This window comes from Hymenobacter terrigena (assembly GCF_054776515.1).
Genome location: NZ_BAAHBU010000002.1, coordinates 1,272,969 through 1,294,713, shown reverse-complemented (window position 1 = coordinate 1,294,713; position 21,745 = coordinate 1,272,969). Strand labels below are relative to the sequence as shown.

General features: G+C 61.7%; 20 protein-coding genes and 1 riboswitch. Of the genes, 9 read left to right on the top strand and 11 right to left on the bottom strand.

Annotated elements, in window-relative coordinates; genetic code table 11:
* The first annotated feature begins 116 nt into the window (after positions 1-116).
* Positions 117-1,568 carry an aldose epimerase family protein gene (locus ACYU7Q_RS12275; protein WP_460609717.1) on the top strand — a complete coding sequence of 484 codons (1,452 nt, stop codon included), beginning with the start codon at positions 117-119 and terminating at the stop codon, positions 1,566-1,568.
* Between the two features lie 16 nt (positions 1,569-1,584).
* Positions 1,585-2,001: a GNAT family N-acetyltransferase gene (locus tag ACYU7Q_RS12270; protein WP_460609716.1), complete on the top strand. Its 417-nt coding sequence runs from the start codon at positions 1,585-1,587 to the stop codon at positions 1,999-2,001.
* Positions 2,002-2,090: 89 nt separating this feature from the next.
* Here ACYU7Q_RS12270 and ACYU7Q_RS12265 read toward each other — a convergent pair whose 3' ends face one another.
* A complete protein-coding gene (locus ACYU7Q_RS12265) occupies positions 2,091-2,315 on the bottom strand; it encodes a hypothetical protein (RefSeq protein WP_460609715.1) in 225 nt (74 codons plus the stop codon).
* A gap of 161 nt (positions 2,316-2,476) precedes the next feature.
* A riboswitch (TPP riboswitch) is annotated at positions 2,477-2,580 on the top strand.
* 61 nt (positions 2,581-2,641) lie between these two features.
* Here ACYU7Q_RS12265 and ACYU7Q_RS12260 point away from each other — a divergent pair.
* A complete protein-coding gene (locus ACYU7Q_RS12260; RefSeq protein WP_460609714.1) occupies positions 2,642-4,909 on the top strand; it encodes a TonB-dependent receptor in 2,268 nt (755 codons plus the stop codon).
* A 193-nt stretch (positions 4,910-5,102) separates the two neighbouring features.
* Here the strand turns inward: ACYU7Q_RS12260 and ACYU7Q_RS12255 are convergent, their stop codons facing one another.
* Positions 5,103-6,860, bottom strand: coding sequence for an APC family permease (locus tag ACYU7Q_RS12255; RefSeq protein WP_460609713.1), 1,758 nt, complete (start codon positions 6,858-6,860; stop codon positions 5,103-5,105).
* A 187-nt stretch (positions 6,861-7,047) separates the two neighbouring features.
* Between ACYU7Q_RS12255 and ACYU7Q_RS12250 the strand changes: the two genes are divergently transcribed.
* On the top strand, positions 7,048-8,283 hold the full coding sequence (locus ACYU7Q_RS12250) for an acyl-CoA dehydrogenase family protein (protein WP_460609712.1): 1,236 nt from the start codon (positions 7,048-7,050) through the stop codon (positions 8,281-8,283).
* A gap of 92 nt (positions 8,284-8,375) precedes the next feature.
* Here the strand turns inward: ACYU7Q_RS12250 and ACYU7Q_RS12245 are convergent, their stop codons facing one another.
* On the bottom strand, positions 8,376-8,744 hold the full coding sequence (locus tag ACYU7Q_RS12245) for a hypothetical protein (protein WP_460609711.1): 369 nt from the start codon (positions 8,742-8,744) through the stop codon (positions 8,376-8,378).
* A gap of 254 nt (positions 8,745-8,998) precedes the next feature.
* A complete protein-coding gene (locus ACYU7Q_RS12240) occupies positions 8,999-10,141 on the bottom strand; it encodes a hypothetical protein (protein ID WP_460609710.1) in 1,143 nt (380 codons plus the stop codon).
* 194 nt (positions 10,142-10,335) lie between these two features.
* On the opposite strand from ACYU7Q_RS12240, the gene ACYU7Q_RS12235 reads away from it, so the two are divergent.
* The 4 genes from ACYU7Q_RS12235 (at position 10,336) to queG (ending at position 14,124) form a co-directional block, all read left to right on the top strand.
* On the top strand, positions 10,336-11,466 hold the full coding sequence (locus tag ACYU7Q_RS12235; protein WP_460609709.1) for an acyltransferase family protein: 1,131 nt from the start codon (positions 10,336-10,338) through the stop codon (positions 11,464-11,466).
* A gap of 9 nt (positions 11,467-11,475) precedes the next feature.
* Complete coding sequence (locus ACYU7Q_RS12230; protein WP_460609708.1) at positions 11,476-11,823, top strand: HIRAN domain-containing protein; 348 nt, start codon at positions 11,476-11,478, stop codon at positions 11,821-11,823.
* A gap of 171 nt (positions 11,824-11,994) precedes the next feature.
* A complete protein-coding gene (ruvB, locus tag ACYU7Q_RS12225; protein ID WP_460609707.1) occupies positions 11,995-13,047 on the top strand; it encodes a Holliday junction branch migration DNA helicase RuvB in 1,053 nt (350 codons plus the stop codon).
* Positions 13,048-13,194: 147 nt separating this feature from the next.
* Entirely contained in the window at positions 13,195-14,124 is a 930-nt protein-coding gene (gene queG / locus ACYU7Q_RS12220; RefSeq protein ID WP_460609706.1) for an epoxyqueuosine reductase, read from the top strand.
* A 21-nt stretch (positions 14,125-14,145) separates the two neighbouring features.
* Here queG and ACYU7Q_RS12215 read toward each other — a convergent pair whose 3' ends face one another.
* From ACYU7Q_RS12215 to ACYU7Q_RS12185, 7 genes are all read right to left on the bottom strand, one after another.
* Entirely contained in the window at positions 14,146-14,352 is a 207-nt protein-coding gene (locus tag ACYU7Q_RS12215) for a hypothetical protein (RefSeq protein WP_460609705.1), read from the bottom strand.
* A gap of 212 nt (positions 14,353-14,564) precedes the next feature.
* The gene (locus ACYU7Q_RS12210) at positions 14,565-15,413 is read right to left on the bottom strand and encodes a ferritin family protein (RefSeq protein ID WP_460609704.1); all 849 of its coding nucleotides are present in this window, start codon (positions 15,411-15,413) and stop codon (positions 14,565-14,567) included.
* The gene (locus ACYU7Q_RS12205) at positions 15,410-16,132 is read right to left on the bottom strand and encodes a ferritin family protein (RefSeq protein ID WP_460609703.1); all 723 of its coding nucleotides are present in this window, start codon (positions 16,130-16,132) and stop codon (positions 15,410-15,412) included. Before ACYU7Q_RS12205 ends, ACYU7Q_RS12210 begins: the two co-directional genes overlap by 4 nt.
* A gap of 170 nt (positions 16,133-16,302) precedes the next feature.
* Entirely contained in the window at positions 16,303-17,217 is a 915-nt protein-coding gene (locus ACYU7Q_RS12200; protein WP_460609702.1) for a ferritin-like domain-containing protein, read from the bottom strand.
* A 27-nt stretch (positions 17,218-17,244) separates the two neighbouring features.
* A complete protein-coding gene (locus ACYU7Q_RS12195; protein WP_460609701.1) occupies positions 17,245-17,997 on the bottom strand; it encodes a ferritin-like domain-containing protein in 753 nt (250 codons plus the stop codon).
* 258 nt (positions 17,998-18,255) lie between these two features.
* A complete protein-coding gene (locus ACYU7Q_RS12190) occupies positions 18,256-19,149 on the bottom strand; it encodes a ferritin-like domain-containing protein (protein WP_460609700.1) in 894 nt (297 codons plus the stop codon).
* Positions 19,150-19,188: 39 nt separating this feature from the next.
* Positions 19,189-19,914, bottom strand: coding sequence for a ferritin-like domain-containing protein (locus ACYU7Q_RS12185; RefSeq protein WP_460609699.1), 726 nt, complete (start codon positions 19,912-19,914; stop codon positions 19,189-19,191).
* A gap of 274 nt (positions 19,915-20,188) precedes the next feature.
* On the opposite strand from ACYU7Q_RS12185, the gene ACYU7Q_RS12180 reads away from it, so the two are divergent.
* On the top strand, positions 20,189-21,727 hold the full coding sequence (locus ACYU7Q_RS12180; protein WP_460609698.1) for a BatD family protein: 1,539 nt from the start codon (positions 20,189-20,191) through the stop codon (positions 21,725-21,727).
* Positions 21,728-21,745: the final 18 nt, after the last annotated feature.

The following is a 21,745-nucleotide window of genomic DNA, read 5'->3' as shown; positions in this document are numbered from 1 at the left end:
TAAGTTGACTGTTTGCGCCGGGAGGCACCCGCATTATTTCCACTCAAATAATGACTTCCGGCGCTTGATTACCCCGTTTTCTCCTCTCTCTCCGCGTCCCTTCACCACCCCCTCCGTTGCTGCGCGTTTCCCTTACCGGCCCCGAATCTACGGGCAAATCGACGTTGGCCGCCCAGCTGGCGGCGCACTACGGCACCTCCTTCGCCCCCGAGTTTGCCCGCGAATACCTTGCCCATTCCGGCCCGCACTACACCCCCGAGGACCTGGAGGAAATAGCCCGCGGCCAGCTCGCGGCCGAAGCCGAAGCCGCCACCCGCGCCCGCAACGGCCTGTTTTTCTGCGACAGCGACCTACTGGTGATAAAAATCTGGGCCGAGCATTCCTTCGGTTCCTGCCCCGAATGGATTATGCAACGCATCGACCGGCAGCAGTACGACCTGGCCCTGCTCATGGGCGTAGACCTGCCCTGGGAGCCCGACCCGCTGCGCGAGCACCCGCACCTGCGCCAGTATTTCTACGACCTCTACCGCCGCGAGCTGAGCGAGCGGATGTCCAACTTTGCCGAAATTTCCGGCTCCGGCGAGCGGCGCTTTGCCCAGGCCCGCTTTCTGGTTGATGAGCTGCTGCGCACGGCTGCCCAGCATGCTGATTCTGTGCCTGTTTTAGAAGAACCCCGCATGGCCTACCACCCCACCCACTACACCCTCAACACGCCCGCCTGCCAGGCCACCTTCGCCGCCCACGGGGCCGAGCTTACCAGCTTCCGCACCACCGCCAACGACCTCGAATACATCTGGCCCGCCGACCCCGCCGTGTGGGCCCGGCACGCGCCCGTGCTGTTCCCGCTGGTGGGCCGTCTGCCCAACGACGCCTACTCCTATGAGGGCCGCGACTACAAGCTGCCGCAGCACGGCTTCGCCCGCGACCAGGAGTTTGCCGTGGTGCGCCAAACGCCCACTGAGCTGGCATTTCGGCTGCAACACGACGAAACCACCCGCGCCGTCTTCCCCTTCGCCTTCGAGCTCACCATCACCTACACCCTGCGCGACACCGAGCTCACCGTGCGCTGGGACGTGCGCAACCCCGCCACCGATGCGCCGCTGCTCTTCAGCATCGGGGCGCACCCGGCCGTGCGCTGCCCCCTGCTGCCGGATGAAAAATTCGAGGACTACTACTTCGAATTCGACCACCCCGTAACCCTGGAGCGCCACCTGTTGCAAGGTGGCCTGCTCATCGGCCAGACCGCCCCCGTGCTCACCGAAGAACAGGAATTGCCGCTCACCTACGACCTGTTTGCCGACGACGCCTTGGTTTTCAAGCACTACGATTTCAGCGGCCTCACGCTGCGCTCGCGCAAGTCGGCCCATTTCGTGCGCTTCCAGTTCGATGGTTTTCCCTACCTCGGTCTCTGGACCAAAGGCCCAGGGGCCAATTTCGTGTGTGTTGAGCCCTGGCACGGCATCGCCAGCGCCGCCGGCAAGCCCGGCGAGCTCAGCGAGAAAGAAGGCATCCTGACACTGGAACCCGGCCAGGTTTTCACGGCCGCCTACACCATCACCGTCGGCTGATTGTTTCAGGTAGCCAATGCCGGTCCCCATTGATATTCGTCCCATCCAGCCGGCCGCCACGTATGCCCTGCGCCATCAGGTGCTGTGGCCCGATAAGCCGCTCAATTATGTCAAAATTGAGGACGACGACGCGGGCCACCACTTTGGTGCTTTCCGGGAAGAGGAGCTGGTGGCGGTAATCTCCCTGTTTGTAGAAAATCAGAGAGCCCGCTTCCGCAAGTTTGCCACGCGGCCCGACTGCCAGGGGCAAGGTATCGGTAGCGCCTTGCTCCAGCACGTTTTCGGCGAGGCCCGGCGGCTGGGGGCTACCCGCATCTGGTGCGATGCCCGCCAAGACAGCGCCGGTTTCTACGCCCGGTTCGGGCTGCGGCCCGAGGGCGAAACGTTTTACAAAGGCCCTGTGGCCTATATGCGCATGGCCGTGGCGCTATAAGCAAGGTATAAACAAAGAGGAGTTAACAGGCTAAATCCGCGTACGACGGGGCTTTAGCCTGTTAACTCCTCTGTTCTTAACTCAAGTACCTAAATCTCTACCCTACGGCGGTTGTAGTCCGGTTCCCAGTCACTGATGGGGCGCGAGATGCCGGGGGGCAGGTCGAGGTCGGGCAGGCCGGGGTCGTGGGGTTCGCCGCCGTCGTCGTCGCCATCGCTGGGCGGGGGCGGGGGCACTACGCGGCGGCGGCGCGGCAGCACCAAAACGAACAGGAAGAAGGCGCAAAAAGCAACGGCGTAGACTAAGCTGAACATGGCGAAAGCTGCTAAAACGGTGCGGAACCCATAACATAGGCTCCCGGCCCTGCGTTCCGCCGGCCGACGTCCCTAAATTAGCTGACAGTCAGCAAACCGCCACCCGCGTACGGCTTGAAAATAAAAAAAGATGCGCCCCGAGGCGGCGGGCTATATCTTTGCGCCATGTTTAGGGGTGCTGATGTTGTGCACGACATCGGCTGAGATGATACCCATCGAACCTGAACCGGGTAATGCCGGCGAAGGGAATAAACAATCCACGGACGATTCCGCGGCCGCTCCGACCCCTGGGGCGCGGCGCGTTCCACTTTTTACCCCACCTTTTTTTGAAAACGATACTCTTTGCGGGGGCAGCGCTGGGTGCGCTGGCCGCCGCGCCGGCGTGGGCGCAAGTCTCCGTGTCCGGCACCGTGCCCACCGATACGGCCATTGCCCGCCGCATCCTCACGCCCGGGGCCATCGTGACGGCCACCCGGGCCACCGACAAAACCGGCACCACCTACCAAAACGTGAGCCGCGAGCAGCTGCAAGCCCGCAACTTTGGCCAGGACATTCCTTACCTGCTCGACCAGACGCCGAGCGTGGTCACGACCTCCGACGCGGGCACCGGCGTGGGCTACACCGGCATCCGCATCCGGGGCACCGATGGCACCCGCATCAACGTGACGCTGAACGGCGTACCGGTGAACGAAGCCGAAAGCCACGGCGTGTTCTTCGTCGATTTGCCGGATTTGGCCTCGTCCACCCAGAGCATTCAGGTGCAGCGCGGGGCCGGGCCCAGCACCAACGGCGCAGGCGCGTTCGGGGCCAGCCTGAACGTGGAAACCCTCGGCCTGCGCCCGAAAGCTTACGCCGAAGTGAACAACTCGGCCGGCTCTTTCGGAACCTGGAAAAGCACGATTATGGCTGGTACGGGGTTGATAAACGGTCACTTCACAGTGGACGCCCGCGCTTCGCGGGTGCAGAGTGAGGGCTACGTGGACCGGGGCTGGTCGCGGCTGAAAAGCCTGTACTTGGCCGGCACATATTCCGACGAAAAGACCCTGCTGCGCGCCCTCGTCCTCACCGGCTACGAAACCACCTACCAAAGCTGGTATGGTCTGGCCGATTCGCTGCTGCACAAAAACCGCCGTTACAACGAAGCCGGCACCGACGCCGGCCAGCACCTGCCGGCCTATAAAAACCAGACCGACAATTACCAGCAGGACTACTACCAATTTCTGATTTCGCGCCAGCTCACCAGGACGCTCAACCTGAGCGTGACGCCTTTCTGGACGCGGGGTGGCGGCTATTACGAGGAATACAAGGCCAACCAGGGCTTCGCCAAGTACGGCATCAGTGGGCCTGTTTTTCAGCCTAATGCCAGTGGCAGCCTTGATACGCTCACGAGCACCGACGTCATTCGCCGCCGTTGGCTCAAGACTGACCTTTACGGCGCTACCTACGCTCTGCAGCTGCGCCCCACCGCCGGCCGCGTTACTGAGGTTACGCTGGGCGGGGCCTTTGTCGGCTACCGGGGCCAGCATTTTGATGAGCTAACCTGGGCTCAGCGCGGCCTCAACATTCCCGAAACCGGCACCCGCTACTACGACGAGCCCAACGCCCACAAGACAGATTTCAACATCTACGCCCGCGCCAACGTGAGCCTGACCGACGCGCTGGGCATCTTCGGCGACTTGCAGTACCGCACTGTGCGCTACGAGCTGTTTGCGCCCGATGGCCGCCCCAACGGGGCCAAGAGCCAGCAGGCCATCAACTTCCAGTTTCTGAATCCGAAGGCCGGCCTCACCTACCAGCTCACGGGTAGCACGCAGGCTTATGCCTCGTTTGCCGTGGCGCAGCGCGAGCCCACCCGCACCGACTACACCGACACGCCCGCCGAGCGCCGCCCCACCGCCGAAACGCTGTTCAACTACGAAGTCGGCCTGCGCCGCACCGCCGGCAAGGTGCAGGCCAGCCTGAACGGCTACTACATGCGCTACCGCAACCAGCTCGTGCTTTCCGGCCACCTCGACGACGTGGGCAACCCCATCCACACCAACGTGGCCGACTCGTACCGCGCCGGGGTGGAGGGCCAGCTTGCTTGGCAGCCGGTGTCCAAATTCACGCTCACGGCCACGGCCACGGCCAGCCGCAATAAAATCAACAACTACACCGATTACCTGGCCATTTACAACAATAAATACGAATACACTGGCGACCAAGTCACCGCTTTCAGCCAGACTAACATTGCCTTCTCGCCCGACCTCACCGCTGCGTACACCGCCGAGGTGGAGCCCGTGGCGGGCCTGAAGCTGGCTGCGCTGGCCCGCTACGCCGGCCGCCAGTACCTCGACAACACCAGCACCGAGAGCCGCAGCATCGCGCCCTACTACGTGCAGGATGTGCGCCTGCGCTACCTCTGGCACCCGGCCGCATTTGCCGGGCTGCGCGAGGTGGAAATGGCCCTGCTGGTCAACAACGTTTTTGCCACCGAATACGTGAACAACGGCTACACCTACGGCTACATGTACGGCGGGCAGGCTCAGTATTTTAACTATGTGTACCCGCAGGCCAAAACCAACTTCCTGGCTTCACTGAACCTGCGTTTCTAATCGGTCTTGTCATTGCGAGGAGGCACGACGAAGCAATCTGTCCTAATAAATGCCAGATACCTTTAAAAGGTGAAAAGCCCCGGCTCTTGGATAGAGTCGGGGCTTTTCTGCTAAAAAAGTCTTATCACAGTCCCAGGCTTGTTGCAAGAGAGCGGACAGATTGCTTCGTCGTGCCTCCTCGCAATGACAGGCGTCAGATGATTAATCGCACGCCGCCCAGTTCCGAAAGCTGGTAGGGAAACCGGTCGCCGGGCGAGCCGATGAACATGAAGTTTTTGGGGATATTCCACCGCTCCGACAGCTCGTTGATGAGGGGTGGGCCGAAATGGCCTTCCATCGTCACGACGTCCACCTCAATCTGCTCGTAGGCGCGGTCCAGTACCTTGATGTCGTTCAGCAGCTCTTCGGGGAATTTCTCGCCGGGCTGGAGCAGGGTCACGATTTTCAGACGGTTGGTAAACTCGTTTTCGACCACATAAGCCATCACCTTGTTGAGGTTGACCACATTGTCGCCTTTGGTGAAAAAGACAAATTCCTGCCGGGCCAGCTCGCGCAGGTGCCGCTGAATTTTGAGGCGCGCCAGGCGCGCTACCCGCGGCAGGTGCTGCACCAGCCACTCGGCCGCCAGCAGCAGCAGCCGCAGAATGGCTATGCGGTTGAGCATGATGGACACCACCGCTATGGCCGGCAGGAAGTATTCGAGGAATACAATCAGGTACTCGGGGTGAATCTTGACGTTGCCGAACAGGGCCAGCAGCACGCCGGTCAGCGCCAGCGTCACCGTCAGAATGCCGGCCACCACCGGCCGCGGCAGGTTGGGTCGCTTGCCCTTTAGCAGGAAATTGCCGAGGGCGAAGAAGGCCATCACCGACAGAAACGAGATGGTGTACACGCCCGCCAGCGGCCCCAGCTGCCCGTTTGTGATGAGCAGGACCGAAATGCAGAGCAGGAAAAATGCGCTCAGGATGAAGTAGTTGCTGCCCCGGCCGTTTTCCTTCAGGAAAAACTGCGGCAGAATCCGGTCCAGGGCCATGCGCTTCATCAGGCCGCTCACGCCCACGAAGGAGGTGAGCACCGCGCCGCTCAGCACGGCCACGGCATCGACCGAAATCACCGTGCCCAGCCAACTGCCGCCCGTGACGGTGCCCAGGTACGAGAGCAGCGTTTCGGTGTGCTGGCCCACGGCCGCCAGCGGCAGCACCGCCACGGCCAGAAACGCAATGAGGGGGTTGAACACCGTGACCACCACCCACATGTTGCGCAGCGTTTTCTCAAACACGCCCTTCGCCTGCTCTTCCACGAAGTTGGCCGAGCTCTCGAACCCCGAAATGCCCAACATGGCCGCGCTAAACCCAAAAAACAGCGCATTGGGGATGCTGCCGCCCTTCACGGGCAGCTGGAAGTTGAGCGATAGGTTGTGCAGGCCGTGGGTGGCCAGGTACCACCCCGCCACGCCCACCAGCAGCGCGAGCGAAGTGAGGTGGGTAAGGAAAATGACGACCGCCACAATGGCCGACTCGGACATGCCCAGAATGGTGAGCAGCAGAAACACCCCCAGCAGGCCCACCGTGGCCCATACGACGGGCAGCCCGTGCCACAGCGTGTGCAGGTACTGCATGGCCTCGTTGGCCGAAAGCACGGCCGTGGCCATGTATGACAGGATGGTGAGGCAGGCGGCCAGCGCGGCGTTGCGCTTGCTGGTGGTGTTCAGGAGCACGTTGTAGGCGCCGCCGTTCAGGGGCAGGGCGCCCACCACTTCGCCATATATTTTGCGAAACAGAAACAGCACTGCGCCCACTATTAGCAGCGCCAGCCAGGCGTATTGTCCGGCGTAGGAAATGGCCAGCGCCGACACGTACAGGCAGGACGAGGAAATATCGTTGCCGCAAATGGCGGTGGCCTCCAGCTCGTTGAGCTTTGCGGAATGATGGGCGGGTATCGGGTCGGGCATGGCAAGCAGAAAGAAGGGTGGAATGCTTTAAACGAAGCCCCCGAACGAGAAGCCGTTTGCTAGCCCAATTGAGATGCTGAAATGTAAGCCAACTACCTGCCTACCGTCCGCCCCCGCCAACTCCCGGCGGCTCCGGCCGGCCTGTTATCTTTGTCCCAACTCCCACCTCACCACCCAATCCCCGCCCATGTCATCCGAAGCTGACGTACTCTCCCCCCAGGCCAAAGCCCACACTGCCCAGAAAGGCAGCACCAACGCCAACGGCTTCACCGATTATTTCGACCTCGACGGCCTGCTGACCGAAGAGCACCTGCTCATTCGCCAGTCCATCCGCGACTTCGTGAAAAAGGAAATCAGCCCCAACATCGAGAAATGGGCGCAGGACGCGCACTTCCCCAGCGAAATCGTGCGGAAGTTTGGCGACGTGGGCGCCTTCGGTCCCACCATCCCGCAGGAATACGGCGGCGGCGGCTTGGACTACATCAGCTACGGCCTCATCATGCAGGAAATTGAGCGCGGCGACTCCGGCATGCGTTCCACCGCCTCGGTGCAGGGCTCGCTGGTGATGTTTCCGATTTACGCCTACGGCTCCGAAGAACAGCGCAAGAAGTACCTGCCCAAGCTGGCCTCTGGCGAGTGGCTGGGCTGCTTCGGCCTTACGGAGCCCGACCACGGCTCGAACCCCGGCGGCATGACCACCAACATCAAGGACATGGGCGACCATTACCTGCTGAACGGGGCCAAGCTCTGGATTTCGAACTCGCCCGAGTGCCAGGTGGCCGTGGTGTGGGCCAAAAACGAGCAGGGCCGCATCAAAGGCGTGATTGTGGAGCGTGGCATGGAAGGTTTCTCGACCCCCGAAATCCACAACAAATGGAGCCTGCGTGCCAGCACCACCGGCGAGCTGGTGTTCGAGGACGTGAAAATCCCCAAAGAGAACATCCTGCCGAACGTCGACGGCCTGCGCGGTCCGCTGTCCTGCCTCGATTCGGCCCGCTTCGGCATTGCCTGGGGCGCCATCGGCGCGGCCATCGACTGTTACGAGTCGGCCCTGAAATACTCGCTCCAGCGCGAGCAGTTCGGCCAGCCCATCGGCGGCTTCCAGCTCCAGCAGAAGAAACTGGCCGAGATGATTACCGAAATCACCAAAGCCCAGCTTATGGCCTGGCGCCTGGGCGTGCTCAAAAACGAAGGCAAAGCCACCAGTGCCCAAATCAGCATGGCCAAGCGCAACTCCGTGGAAATGGCCCTGCACGTAGCCCGCGAAGCCCGTCAGATTCACGGCGGCATGGGCATCACCGGCGAGTACCCCATCATGCGCCACATGATGAACCTCGAATCGGTGATTACCTACGAGGGCACGCACGACATTCACCTGCTCATCACCGGCGCGGATATCACCGGCATTCAGGCGTTCAAGTAAGCGCATAGCGCATACTTTATGTGCCATACCAGAACAGAAGGCCGCCTCAGCAATGAGGCGGCCTTTCTTGTAGCAGAAATAGCAGAGTCCGGTTATCTTCTTTCCAGCAGGTAGGTAGTCTCGTTGATGGCACCTTGAAAGCTGTTGCTTTGCGTCACGCTGATTACACGCCAGCCTTGAGTTGCCAATTGATTGACTTTGAGTAGCTCGGCTTTATGTAAATCGACAAAGCCAGCGACTGCATTTTTGCGATTCAGTATTTTGGTGTCTACTTCCTGGGTTTGCAGCTCGCCATCAGGTTGCACCACCGTAACGGCTGCCGTGTAGGAGGCCAAGCCCGAAGTGCGGCCGGTGCCAATTACCATCATACAGCCCGATGAATCGGCCGGAGCCTTCGGATAAAACGCCCACGAGCCGGCCACGGCCAGCGCCAGCGCGGCGGAGAGAAACACTTTTTTCATGCGAACTATGGGAAAGGGATTAGAATGAGCGAAAAAATAGTCGCTAGGGCACCTACATTGGCCATCGGTATAACGGAGGTGATGACGGGGGCCTGGGCCAGTGCTGCGCCCACCGGAGCCAGCAGCAAGCCGGTGCGCAGTGCCCAGCGGGGAAGTGGGTAGAAGTTGGTTATTAGTAAATGTTGTTGGAAATGATGGGGTTACCGCAGTTTTGTTAATCAAATGCAAAGCCAGGCTGCGCGTTGCCAGTGTCCTTACTCCGCCAACAGCTCGGCCAGGCGCGAAATTTCGGCTTTGGCCTCGGCGATTTCCTCGTCGTCGGGGTGGTTGATTTCGACCACTTCCACAAAGCCGGCCATCATGGCCAGCATTACCTCGCGGGCGTGGTGGGCCGATTTGGCAATTTCCTCCTCGCTTTCCTGGTCCTCGGCCGCCGCGTTGCGCATCACGTCTTCCAGGCTGCCGGTGGCCAGCACGTCGGTCACGGTGCTCAGGGCGCACACCTGCGCCGCTTGGTAGAGGCGCAGCAGCTCGGAGCGGCTCAGGCTGAAGGGCTCTTCGGCGTCGGAGGCGGCCAGCCGGGCAGCCAGGCGCTCCAGTGCCTTGCGGCGCAGGCGGCGCACGCCGCCCAGGGCCCGGCCAAAGGCAGTTTCGGCCAACTCGGCCAGGATATAGGGCAGGCTCAGGGCGGTGGCCAGCGTCACGCGCTGGCCCTCGTTAAAGGTGACGTGTACGGCGGGCTCTTCCTGGTCCTCGACTTCGTCGGCTGCGTCCAGGGCCTCGGCCTGACGCTCTTCGGGCGAGTGGCCGGGCGGGTAGTAGGGCCGCAGCGTGTCCTCTAGGCGGGCAAAGATGCTTTCGGTTTGCAGGCGGCGCAGGCGCAGCTCCTCGCGCAGGTCGGCATCGCCGGCGGTCAGGTATTGGCCAATATTTTCGAGCAGCGACTCGCCAAAGGTGAGCATGTACTGGCGGGGGCCGGAAAAATCCTTTTCGGAGGCCGCCTGGTTGCGGGCCAGGTAGGCCTGCAGGGGCTCACTGAGGGGGCTTTCGTACACCAGCCGACCCACCACCACAAAGTCGAACAGCTGGAGGGTGTGGGCGGCCATCACCCGGGCCAGGCTGGGGTTGTCGGTCACGTTGGTTATCACTTTCAGCGTGTCGAGGTCGTAGTCCAGCAGTTCCTTCAGGGCCAGGGGCACGGGGTCTTCGTCGTGGCCCAGCAGCATGAAGTTGGCCACGCTGCCGAGCAGCAGCAGCGGCTGCATTGTTTCGTAGAGCTCGGGCGGCAGCAGGGCAATCTGCCGCTGCAGCTCGGCTTCGAAGTGCGCAGTCCGCTCGGCGTCGTTTTCTTCTTCGGAGTCAGCGTCCAGGTCGTCGTGGTCATCAAATTCGGCCATGGGAAGGAGGGATAGGCTGCCACGCACGATGGCCGCGGTAAATTGGGGAAGAAAAACGGAAATCATAATATCCGGCTGCCCTGGGCCTGTTTGCCGCTCAAACCCGGCATCCGTGCCGTAATTTGGGCCCTTCCTGAACAGCTTTAGCGGACAAACTTCTGGCATGGGGTTGTTCTGCTGCCACCCCCGTCGCCATGATTAAACCACTCACCTCGCTAAGGTTTTTGTTTGCCCTTATGGTGTTCTGTAGCCACCTGCAGTTCGTGGATGGCAATCTATACCCCAGTTTTAAAGATATTACGGGCGAAGGCTTTATCGGTGTCAGCTTCTTCTTTATTCTGAGTGGGTTTATCCTGTCGTTGAACTACGACGAAAAGCTGTTGAGCCGGCAGGTGTCCTTTCGCGAATTCTGGGTGGCCCGCATTGCCCGCATATATCCGCTGCACCTCTTGACCCTACTGCTGGCCGTGGGCCTGGTGATTGACCAGACCCCAAGCTGGAGCGAATTCTTCGTGGACCCGGCCGCCTCTATTGTGATGTTTCTGAGCAATGCGGCGCTCATTCATGCCTTTATCCCCGTTATCGAATATTTTTTCTCCTACAATGGGCCTTCTTGGAGCATCTCGGCTGAGATGTTCTTCTACTTCGCTTTCCCGTTCATCATTTTCCTGTTTGTGCGCAACAAGGCGCTGCTGCGCTACGGCTGGCTCCTGTTTCTGGCCGTACCGGTGGTGATGAATTATTCCCATGACGACGGCCACCACCGCTTCATGTACGTCAATCCCTTCTTTCGGATTGTTGATTTTGTGGTGGGCATCACACTGCATCAGTTCTACAAGCGGGGCTACCTCCGGGGCCTGTACAAGGCAAAGCCAGGGGCCACGCTCCTGGAACTGCTGGCGTTTGGCGTGTTCGGCGTGGCGGTTTATTATCGGGGCGAGGTGGTAATGGGGTACCGCTATTCGTCCTACTACTGGCTGCCCATGGTGCTGATAATATTCTCGTTTGCGCACCAGGGCGGCTACTTATCGGCGGTGTTTTCTACCCGCATCTGGGTATGGCTGGGCGAAATCAGCTTCAGCTTCTACCTCATTCACCAGCTGGTAATCCGGTACCTGCTCACCCTAAATGACCGGCACGCGCTCGACGGCAGCAACGAGGCGCTGGGCATAGCGATGTTCGGGGTGTCGTTGGGCCTGAGCTACGTGCTGCACCGGTTCGTGGAGCTGCCCAGCAACCGTGCCATCAAGGCGCGGTACAAGCGGAGCCGTTTTGCGCCGGCCGTGTTGGCCTTGCCAGTAGCAGAAGCCGTCCCGGTGCCGTAATTTGGCCCCATGATGAAAATCGTCCCCACGTCGGAACCCCTTGTGCTGCTCGAATGCCTTGTGGCCGGCACCTCGCACCGCCCCAACCTGGAGAAATACGAGCCCAAGCTGAAAGTCGGCCAAGCCTTATACCTCAGCCGCGAGGCCGATAACCACTACGACGACTGGGCTGTGCAAGTCCACACCGCCCCCGCCACCGACCCCGCCAACGTCTGGCTCGGCTACCTGCCCGAGGGCCGCAACGAAACCGTGGCCCGGCTGCTCGATGCCGGCAAGCACCTCTCGGCCCGCCTCAACCACAAGTCCTGGGAAACCGACTGGCTGCACCTCGATATTGAGGTGCTGCTGCACGAGTAACGGCGAGCGGGCATCCAGCAACCGTCTGTCATCCTTGAGCATTTCGCTTGATGCGCAAAAAGCTCAAGGATGACAGACGAATTTTTACTCCATCCAACGGAGCTTTTTTGCTACCGATTTAGTTACTCATCTGCTTAGCAAGCGCCGACCAATCATTTTAGTAATATCATTATGCGCGAAGCCTATCTCACCGGCGGCACCGACGGGTTCGATTCCTCCGACAAGGACATCGACAAAGCCCTCCGGCCGCTTAGTTTCGACGATTTTACGGGCCAGGACAAGATTCTGGAGAACCTGAAAGTCTTCGTGGCCGCCGCCAAAATGCGCGGCGATGCCCTCGACCACGTCCTGCTGCACGGCCCTCCCGGCCTGGGCAAAACCACCCTCTCCCACATCATTGCCAACGAACTCGGCTCGGGCATTAAGATGACCAGCGGCCCGGTGCTTGACAAGCCCAGCGACCTCGCCGGCCTGCTCACCAACCTGGAGCCGCACGACGTGCTGTTCATCGACGAAATTCACCGCCTGAACCCGGTGGTGGAGGAGTACCTCTACTCGGCCATGGAGGACTACCGCATCGACATCATGCTCGATTCGGGCCCGAATGCCCGCTCGGTGCAGATTTCGCTGTCACCCTTCACCCTCGTGGGCGCTACCACGCGCTCGGGCATGCTCACGGCGCCGTTGCGCGCCCGTTTTGGCATCTCGGCCCGGCTGGAATACTACGATTCTAAGCTGCTGACCACGATTGTGTTGCGCTCGGCCGAAATTCTGGGCACGCCCATTCACGAGGACGCGGCCTACGAAATTGCCCGCCGCTCGCGCGGCACGCCCCGTATTGCCAACAACCTGCTGCGCCGCACCCGCGACTTTGCCCAAATCAAGGGCGACGGTACTATCACGGTCGAAATCGCCCAGTTTGCCCTCAATGCCCTCGACGTAGACGCTCGTGGCCTCGACGACATGGACAAGCGCATCCTGACCACCATCATCGACAAGTTCAAGGGCGGCCCGGTGGGCATCAGCACCATCGCCACCGCTTGCGGCGAGGAAGGCGAAACCATTGAGGAAGTGTACGAGCCGTTCCTGATTCAGGAAGGCTACATCAAGCGCACTTCGCGCGGCCGCGAGGCCACGGAAGCGGCCTACCAGCACCTGGGCCGGTTGCTGCCGCAGCACATGCGCGGCAACAACGGCAGCCTCTTCGATGAGATAACCTCGTAAGTTGTCGTAGCGTGGACTCTGCGAGTCCGCACCTCGAACGAACCAAGCCATGCGCGGACTCGCAGAGTCCACGCTACGTCACCACGGAACGCGCCGCCCCCAGCGGCGCGTTTCCTGTTTCTTTGTAGTTCAGTTACTCCGTTGCCCATGCTTCCCCAGTCCCAATGGGCCCCTTTCATCAAGCGCCGTGCGGCCGAGCTCGGCTTCATGGCCTGCGGCATTTCCAAAGCGGAATTCTTGGAGGAAGAAGCCTCGCGCCTCGAAACCTGGCTCACGCGCCGCATGAACGGCAAGATGGGCTACATGGAGAACCACTTCGACAAGCGCCTTGACCCGCGCCTGCTGGTGGACGGGGCCAAATCGGTGATTTCGCTGCTGCTCAACTACTACCCCGCGCCCGAAACCCAGCAACCCGACGACACGCTCAAAATCAGCAAGTACGCCTACGGCCGCGACTACCACTTCGTCATCAAAGACAAGCTGAAAACGCTGCTGGCCGACATGGAAGCCGAAATCGGAGCCATCGGCGGGCGCTGCTTCGTCGATTCCGCACCGGTGCTGGACAAGGCCTGGGCCAAGAAATCGGGCCTCGGCTGGGTGGGTAAGAATTCCAACCTCATCACGCCCGGCACTGGCTCGTTCTACTTCATCGCCGAACTGATTGTGGACGTGGAGCTGCCCGCCGACGGCCCCATCCGCGACTACTGCGGCACGTGCACCAAGTGCGTGGACGCCTGCCCCACCCAAGCCATCACTGAGCCCTACGTGGTAGATGGCAGCAAATGCATCAGCTACTTCACCATCGAGCTTAAGGACCAGATTCCGACCGAAGTGGCCGGGCAGTTTGGCAACTGGGTGTTCGGCTGCGACATCTGCCAGGACGTGTGCCCGTGGAACCGCTTCTCAAAGCCGCATACCGAGCCCCAGTTCAACCCCGCGCCTGGTCTGAAAGACCTGACGCCCGGCGACTGGTGCGAAATCACCCACGAATTATTTACGGAACTGTTCCGTCAGTCGGCCGTGAAGCGCACGGGCTACGAAGGGCTGAAACGCAACATCAGGTTTGTGGCCGAATAGCGCCGGCCCACGCAGGGCTGCCTACGCCAGGCCGATTTGCGGCGTGATGCTGCCAAATACCCGTTTCAGCACCCGGCGGTAGAGGCGGGCAAACTGCCGGTAGCACCAGGTGCGGAAATCGGGCAGCTCGACGGGCTTAATCATTTTGAGGGCTTTGCGCAGTTCTTTCTCGAACAGGGCTTTGTTGAAGCTGACCTTGGTCAGAATCATTTTCATGTAATCTAGCATAGGAAAGGGGAAAAGGACGGTGGAAATAGTAAGTAGATAAACAGCCGGATTTAATGATGAGCTTGGCTGCTGGATATTAAAGTTACTATATATACTTAAGATTTTCACAATCCCTGCGGCACCTGAATGAGTGCAACAGCTGGCCGGATACGCAAAAAGAGCAGCCTAGGCCACTCTTTTCGAATAAAAAGCCAAAATTTTGTAACTGCGGCTCAGATGAACAGATTCAGCGCTGCCTGGGCTACGGCGCTGCTTACGGGCTCGTCAAAAGCCTCGGCCAGCGCTGGGTCGTGAATGGCGGTGTTGGTGCTGATGAGCAGGAAGGAGGCGAACGGCACCGGCACCCCCGGCGTCACGTACTGCACGCCGTTTTCCTCGCCGCCGGTGGCGGCAGCTGTCAGGGCCTGCGCGGCGGTGGGCCGCACAATGGCGGCATCTTCCTCGCTGGGCCAGTTTTGCACCACCGCGCCCCGGCCCTTGCGCAACCCACGGATGTGGGCCGAATGCTGGGCCTCAACGGCGTGGATACGCAGGGCGGCCCGGAACAGCTGCGGGTCGCCGATGGCGGTGGCTTGGGTTTGGTAGAGGCGGACGCTCAAGTCTTCTACCTGTTGGGCCAGGGCCAGGAAAGCATCGTAGTTGGTGAGCACGCCGGGAAACAGCTCCGGATTGGTGGCTACGTTGTGCTTGCCGCTGAAATCAAACTGAGGCAGGGCGGGCACGAGGGCGCCAGCGTCCTGCAGGGCTTTGAGGAGCAGTGCGGCGTGCTGGGTCTGGTGGGCCAGCAGGCGCTGGAAATCCGCCGTCTGGGCCACCGGTATGAGGCCGGGGGCGGCCAGCGCCTGGGTGTAGAGCGCCACCTGCGTGCGCTCCAGCTGGAGTAGCTGCGTCACGGCATCGTACGACGTATCGGCCGGGGCAGCGGCGGCGGGCAGGGCGGCACCCAGCGGCAGCGCCGCTACGGCGGCCCGGCCCAACTGGGCCAGCAGGGCGCGGCGGGGAGCCGGCGCGGTAGTAACCGGCGTGCCCGCCAGCTGGTCAAGGATGGAAATCAGCTTCATACAGGAACAGCCAGGCTGGCCACGGAAATAACGTAAGGAGCGAAGTAGGGGGCCAGGGCCGTAATCACTTCGGTAGGAGTTTTGGTGAGCAACTGACCGGCGCTGTCCACCACGTCGCTGTTGGCAAACGAGCCGGGCGTGAGCAGGTCGCGCACGGCCGCGGCCTGGCGGGCCTGCACCGACGACATCTTGAGCAGAATGGTGCGCTGCGGGGCGCTGCTGCTGGTGAACAAGGGCAGCAGCACCGGGTAGGCAGCGGCCACCAGGTCGGCAATTTGCTGGGCGGCGGCCAGCACCCCGGCGCGGGTGTTGAGCGTGAACTTGGCGAGATTGAACGCGAAATCGGTGGGGACCAACTGGGTCGCCCCCTTCGGGTCGATTAGGTAACCGATGGTTTTCTGGTGCACCACTTCATGGTCGCGCAGGTCGGCGAAGACCGCGCGCTCGGCGGTGGTCAGGTCCGTAGGCGGAGCATCAACTACTTTCTGGTAGAGCGTGACTTGGGCCAGGGCCAGCAGGTAGGCGTAGTACATCAGGCCGGAGTCACCAGTCGGCAATGCCAGCTGGTAGGGGTCGGCGGCAGTGGGAGTGGTGGTGGTACCCGAGCAACCAGCCGCAATCAGGGCTACTGAGGCTGCCGAAGCAGCCGAAACTCGTAAAAACACGCGTCGCCCCAGCGACTGCTCCCGCCAGGCGGGCAAAAAAGTGTGGTCAGACATTCGTAGAGTATTCAAGCCAGCCCGCTAGCCCGATAAGCCGGGCCCCAGCCATTACAAAGGTACTCGCTACCCATCCATTGGTTGCAAAGCCCTAAAAAACAAAGCCGGTCCTGCGCAGAGGCAGAACCGGCGCGCGGCCCGAAGTGTGCCGCATGGAGAGTTTGCTTTGCTTAGGCCAGCAGCCCGCCAGCGCGGGAGCTGTCCAGCACCTCGGCGGCCTGGAGGGGCTCATCGAAGGCGGCGGCGGCATCATCGGCTACGTACGTAGTGCTGCCGATGCCCGCGGTGATAAGCAGGGCGGCGTTGGTGCCGACGGCGCCCTGCTGCTGGTTGCTTTCCGGGGGGCTGGGCAGGGCCGGGTTGTAGCTGGGGATGCCGTAGGTAGTGCCGCCGAGGGCAATGGCCGTCTTCGTGCTGCTGGCCACGCCGCTGGTGTAGGCGGCCTTGTAGAGCGGGTCGGTGGCCAGGTCGTCGCCCAGGCTCACCCAGGGCTGCTGGTTGCGCATGGTGCGGATGTGCGCCGCGTGCCGGGCTTCGATGGAGTGAATCTGGAGCACCGGCGTGAGCAAATCGGTGCCAATCAACTCGGCGGCGCGGCCTTTGTAGGCGCGCACGCCCGTGTCCTCCAGCACCTGGGCATATTTCAGTTGGTCGGCGTAGGTGGCGGGCAGCAGGCTGGGATTGAAGCGGATGCCGGCTGTGGCCGAACCCGTGACCGGCGTGCCACCGGCCGCAATGACGGCGTTGCGCAGGTAGGTTACGTGCGCGTCTTCGTGAGTTTTGATGACGGTGATGGCATCGAAGGCCGCGCCGGCCGGAATCTGGCCAGCGGCGAGAAACTGGCGGTAGAAGTCGGCTTCGAGCAGCTCCAGCGTCAGGGCGTAGTTCAGGATGTCGGTGGGCAGGGAGGCCGTGCCGGCGTAGGCCTTCTGGAACAACGCGCCCAGAAAGAGGGGCGAGGTGGCCAGCGCCGCACGCTGGGCCACGGTGCCCAGCGAGTTGAACACGGCGCGCCGCGAGCTGAAACGGTCCAGTACGTCGGGGTCAGCTTCCGCCAGCAGGTCGATGATGTTGAAGAAATTCATGGCAAAAAAGAAGTCGGAAGAAGAAGGTTACTGGCCGATGGTGCTGCCGTTGAGCGTTTGCTCCACGTAAGCCTGCACGATGGTGAGCACGGCGGTCGGCGCCAGCTGGCGGTCGAAGCCGAGCACATCGGTACCCTCGTTGGTGGCGAAGGAGCCGGGCAGAATCAGGTCGCGCACGTAGGCCGCGTGCCGCGCCTCAACCGACACAATCTGGCCCGCGATGCCCAGGTACACCGCGCTTTTGAAAAGCTTGGCCGCACCGTTGTAGGCAGCCACGCCTAGGTCCTCGAAGGCCTTGGCGGCATCGAGAATGCCCGGCTTGGCATCGGCGGGGGCCTTCACGCGCTTGGTGAAGTCGATGCCATCGAACTTCGTGGTGAGGTCCGGGATGAGGGTGCCGCTGAAATCGCGGTTGATGACCGTGCGCAGGAAATCGCGGTGAATGGCTTCGTGAATGGCCATTTTGGCGAAATACGGCACTTCGGTGGGTAGCAGGGGCGAGGCGGTGAGGGCCGCCACCTTGGCGTAGAAGGCAGCTTCGAGCTGCTCCAGGGCGTAGGCGTAGTTGAGCACGCTGGCATCGCCGGTGCCGAAGCTCACATTGCCGTTGGCGGCGCTGCTGGGCGTGGTTTCGTCCTTCGAGCAGCCGGCCAGCGCCAGTGCCGTGGCCCCGGCCGCAGCGCCGGCATACATGAAGAAGGACCGGCGCTTGATGCGCGCCAACAGGGGCTGCGCCGGCTGCGGGCTTTGAGAGTCGGTGGGCCGAAGCGTATCGGACATAAATAAATAGCGTTTGATGAGCAAAAGGAGTGGCAATTGCGAAAGCCGGCGGCCCGGCCCGGGCCAGAGCAAAACCCGCGACCAGCCCATTACGCCCGAATGCCGCAACGGATTCCGCCAGAAGATGCCGATGCAAAGCTAACTCGTTGCAAACCCCGGAAACGAAACCCCGGCCCCCACCGGCATTATAAACAGCAAAGCCGGCCCCGCATGAGCGGAACCGGCTTTGCAACAACCCCATTACGGGGCCAAACCGAATTACTTCTTAAACACCGAAGCCAGCGTGGTAACGGTAGCCGAATCCAGGGGCTCATCGAATGCCTCGGAAGCCTGGGCAGCCGTAAAGTTGGGTGTGGAGTTGGTGGTAATGGGTACATTGGCCTGCGTGGTCACGTCCTCGCCAGCGTAGTAGCCAGCCGTTTTCGTCGGGTCGGGACCGCCGCCGTCGGTACCCGAAATCCAGCTTTTGGGCGAGGCACTGAGGCTGGGCGCGCCGGCTACGCCACCCGCCAGGGCGCGGCGCATGGTGCGAATGTGCGAGGCATGACGGGCTTCCACGGAGTGGATGTTGAGCGCGGCCGTCAGGATGTCCGGGCTCACTTTCAGGGCCGGGGCACCGCCTTTGTAGGCGCGCACACCAGTGTCTTCTAGCGTTTGAGCTACGGCTAGGAAAGTACCGTAGTTGGTGAATACGTCAGGGAACACGGCTGTCTGCATGCCGCCTTTCGAACCAGTGAAGTCGAAGGGAGCCGCGCCCATGTCGGCCGGGGCCACGGCCTTGCCGCCCAGCGCCGCGCGCAGGAAGTCTTTGTGGGCCGCCTCGTGGCCCTGGATGGTGGTGATGGCCTTGAGGGCATCGCCGGTAATCGTGGCTTTAAGGGCCGTCGAGGCCAGCGCCTGGGTGTAGAACTGGTACTCCAGGTCTTCCAGGCCCAGGGCAAATTCCAACACGCCCTTTACGGCAGCAGGCAACGTGGTGGTCTGGCCGTAGGCCTTGCTGAACAGGGCCGACAGGGCCAGCGGAGCAGTAGCCAAGGTAAGTTTCTGACCGATGCCGCGCAGGGAGTTGAACACGGCCCGGCGGGAATCGAGCCGGTCGTACACTTCCGGGTCAACCTTCTCGATTTCGTCGATGATTTGGAAAAAATTCATGATGCGATATTTTAGAAAGAAAGAAAAAAAGGAAGGCCGCTAGACCAGTTTCGTAGCACTGATTTTCGAACCATCTTTCAGGTAAGCATTCACGGCCGTGGCTACGTCCTGCGGCTTGGCCGATTTTTCCAGGCCGTCGGAAGTAAGGTCATCGGCGAAGGTGCCGTTCGTAATCAGGTCGCGGATAAGCGCCGCGTGCCGGGCTTCTACCGAAACAATTTTTCCTGCCAGCGTCAAATAGGCATCGGTGGTGATGTAGCGGGCGGCACCGTTGTAAGCCGCCACGCCGGTGTCCTCAAACAGCTTGGCCGCGCCCAGCACCGAGGTTTTGTCGCCGAAGTTGATTTTAGAGAAGTCGGGGTCCAGCCCCTTGATGATTTGCGTAGGCGCAGCAGCCGTGATGGCCGTCTTGAAGAAATCGGCGTGGATTTTCTCGTGAGCAGCAATGTCGCTGAAAATGGCTTTCTCGGCGGCTGTAGCACTAGCGTAATAAGCACCAGCCAACACGTTCGCATAGAACGCCGATTCCAGCTGTTCCAGGGCGTAGGCGTAGTTGAGCACGCCCACGTCGCCACTGCCCACGTCAATCAGGTTGGCCGAAGGCGTGGCGGTATCGGAGTCTTTTGAGCAACCGGCTAATACCAGGGCCGTAGCGCCGGCCGTAGCACCGGCATACATGAAGAACGAACGACGCTTGATGGGGGTGTACAGCGGCTGAGCGAACGAGGTATCGTCGGAGCCACGGGGCTGGAGATTGTCAGACATGAGCGTGAAGTGGTTAGGTGGAAATTGGAACCAACGGAGAAGGCAATACAATTCTGGACGGTGCCAAAAGGCCCATCTGCAAGTGAAAAAACCGCAACCGTAGGGTGATTGTGTGAGCAGATACGGCAATAGCTTGGGGTAAGGATTGTTTATGCCCTGATTTTTTGTTATGCCCACGGCCGTCGGCTGAGAAGTGCGGGAGTATAATTTTGGCCGGAATAACGGAATCCAGCGTTTTAAGCTACTTTTAGCGGGTGATAATGTGCTAGTGATTATGGGAGGACTTTTTTGGGGATTGGGGCTGCTACCGGGGCTGTTGCTGGCCGGGCCGGGCCAGGCCCCGCCGGCTGCCGCGTCCAAGCCGGGGCAGGCCCCGCCGGTTGCCCAAGCCAAGCCTCCGGTCACCCTGCCCGCCGATGTGGAGCTGTTGCCCGGGCCGGCCACATTGGCCGTTACGGGCGTTTTCACGCTGGCTTTCCGGCTGCGCGGCGGCGCGCTGGATAAGTATTCGGAGTTTCCAGAGCTGGAAGGCTTCAAGAAAACCGGCAAAACCAGCACCACTACCACGCGCATCGTGCAGGGCCGGCGCTTTTCCGACCTCACCATCACCCAGCGCTACGTGCCCTACGGCGAGGGCGAAATCGTCATCAAGCCCTTCCAAATCACGGTGAACGGGGTGGTGCTGCGCAGCAAGGGCGCCACGGTGCAAGTGGGGCCGGCCCTGCCCAATCCCGGCGCTATCACCAAACCAGTGAACCCCACCGCGCCACTGCAAGCCGTGGGCGACCTCGATAAGATGTTTGGCAAGCCCAAGCCGGTGCTATACCAGGACGTGCCCGACCACGCTTTCCTGGCCGTGGTGGCCGACCGGCCGCGTGTGTTTGTGGGCGAAGGCGTGCGCGTAGGGTTGTACTTCTACCTCAAGCCCGAAGACCAGGCCCTGCTGGCCTTCCACGATTTCACCGACCAACTGCCGCCGCTGCTGCACGAGCTGCACCAGCCCACCGCCTGGCAGGAGCCCGGCCCCGAGCCCAGCGTGACGCCCGATACCGTGCGCCACCTCGGCCAGAAGTACCTGCGGTTCCGGCTGGCCGAAAACCTCTACTATCCCCTCACGGCCCAGCCCCTGCGCTTCCCGCCCCTGGCCCTAACGATGGTCAAATACAAGCTCCTGAAAAAGCCTGAGCCCGGCCAGGACAACCGCCTGGCGGGCTACAAAACCTACACGGCGCCCGGTTTGGCCGTGGCAGTGCAGCCATTGCCCCCGGCGGCCCCCGGCGGCCCCGTAGCGGTGGGCCGCTTCCAAGTGCAAGAGGCCATCAGCCGGACCAAGTTTCGGGTGGGAGAGTCGTTTACCTACACGTTTGGGGTGGCGGGGCAGGGCAATCTGGCAGCCGTACTGGCCCCAAAGCTGGCGGCCTGGCCCGGCCTGGAAGTGTACGGCCCCGACGTGCGAGAGGAGCCCGCGCCGGGCGGCGGGCGCAAGCTGTTTCGGTACCGGCTGGTGGCCCGGCAGCCCGGCGTGCTGCCCCTGGATAGCCTGCTGCAACTGGTGGTATTCAACCCCAGTACGGCGCGCTATAGTGTGCTGCGCCCCGGCCTGCGACCATTGGTGCAGGGCGTGGTGGCGGCCACCGAGCCATTGGCCAGGCCCGAAGATGACCCCTTCTACGGCCCGGCGCTGGCTGAGGCCGACACCACGATGCAGGCACTGGATGTGTACCGCGACGTGCGCCGCTACGCCGACTGGCTGCTCATCGGGCTGGCGGGCGTGGCCGGCTTCGGTTGGTGGCGGGCCGGGCGGCGGGCGTAGTTTTGCCGAGCTTTCATA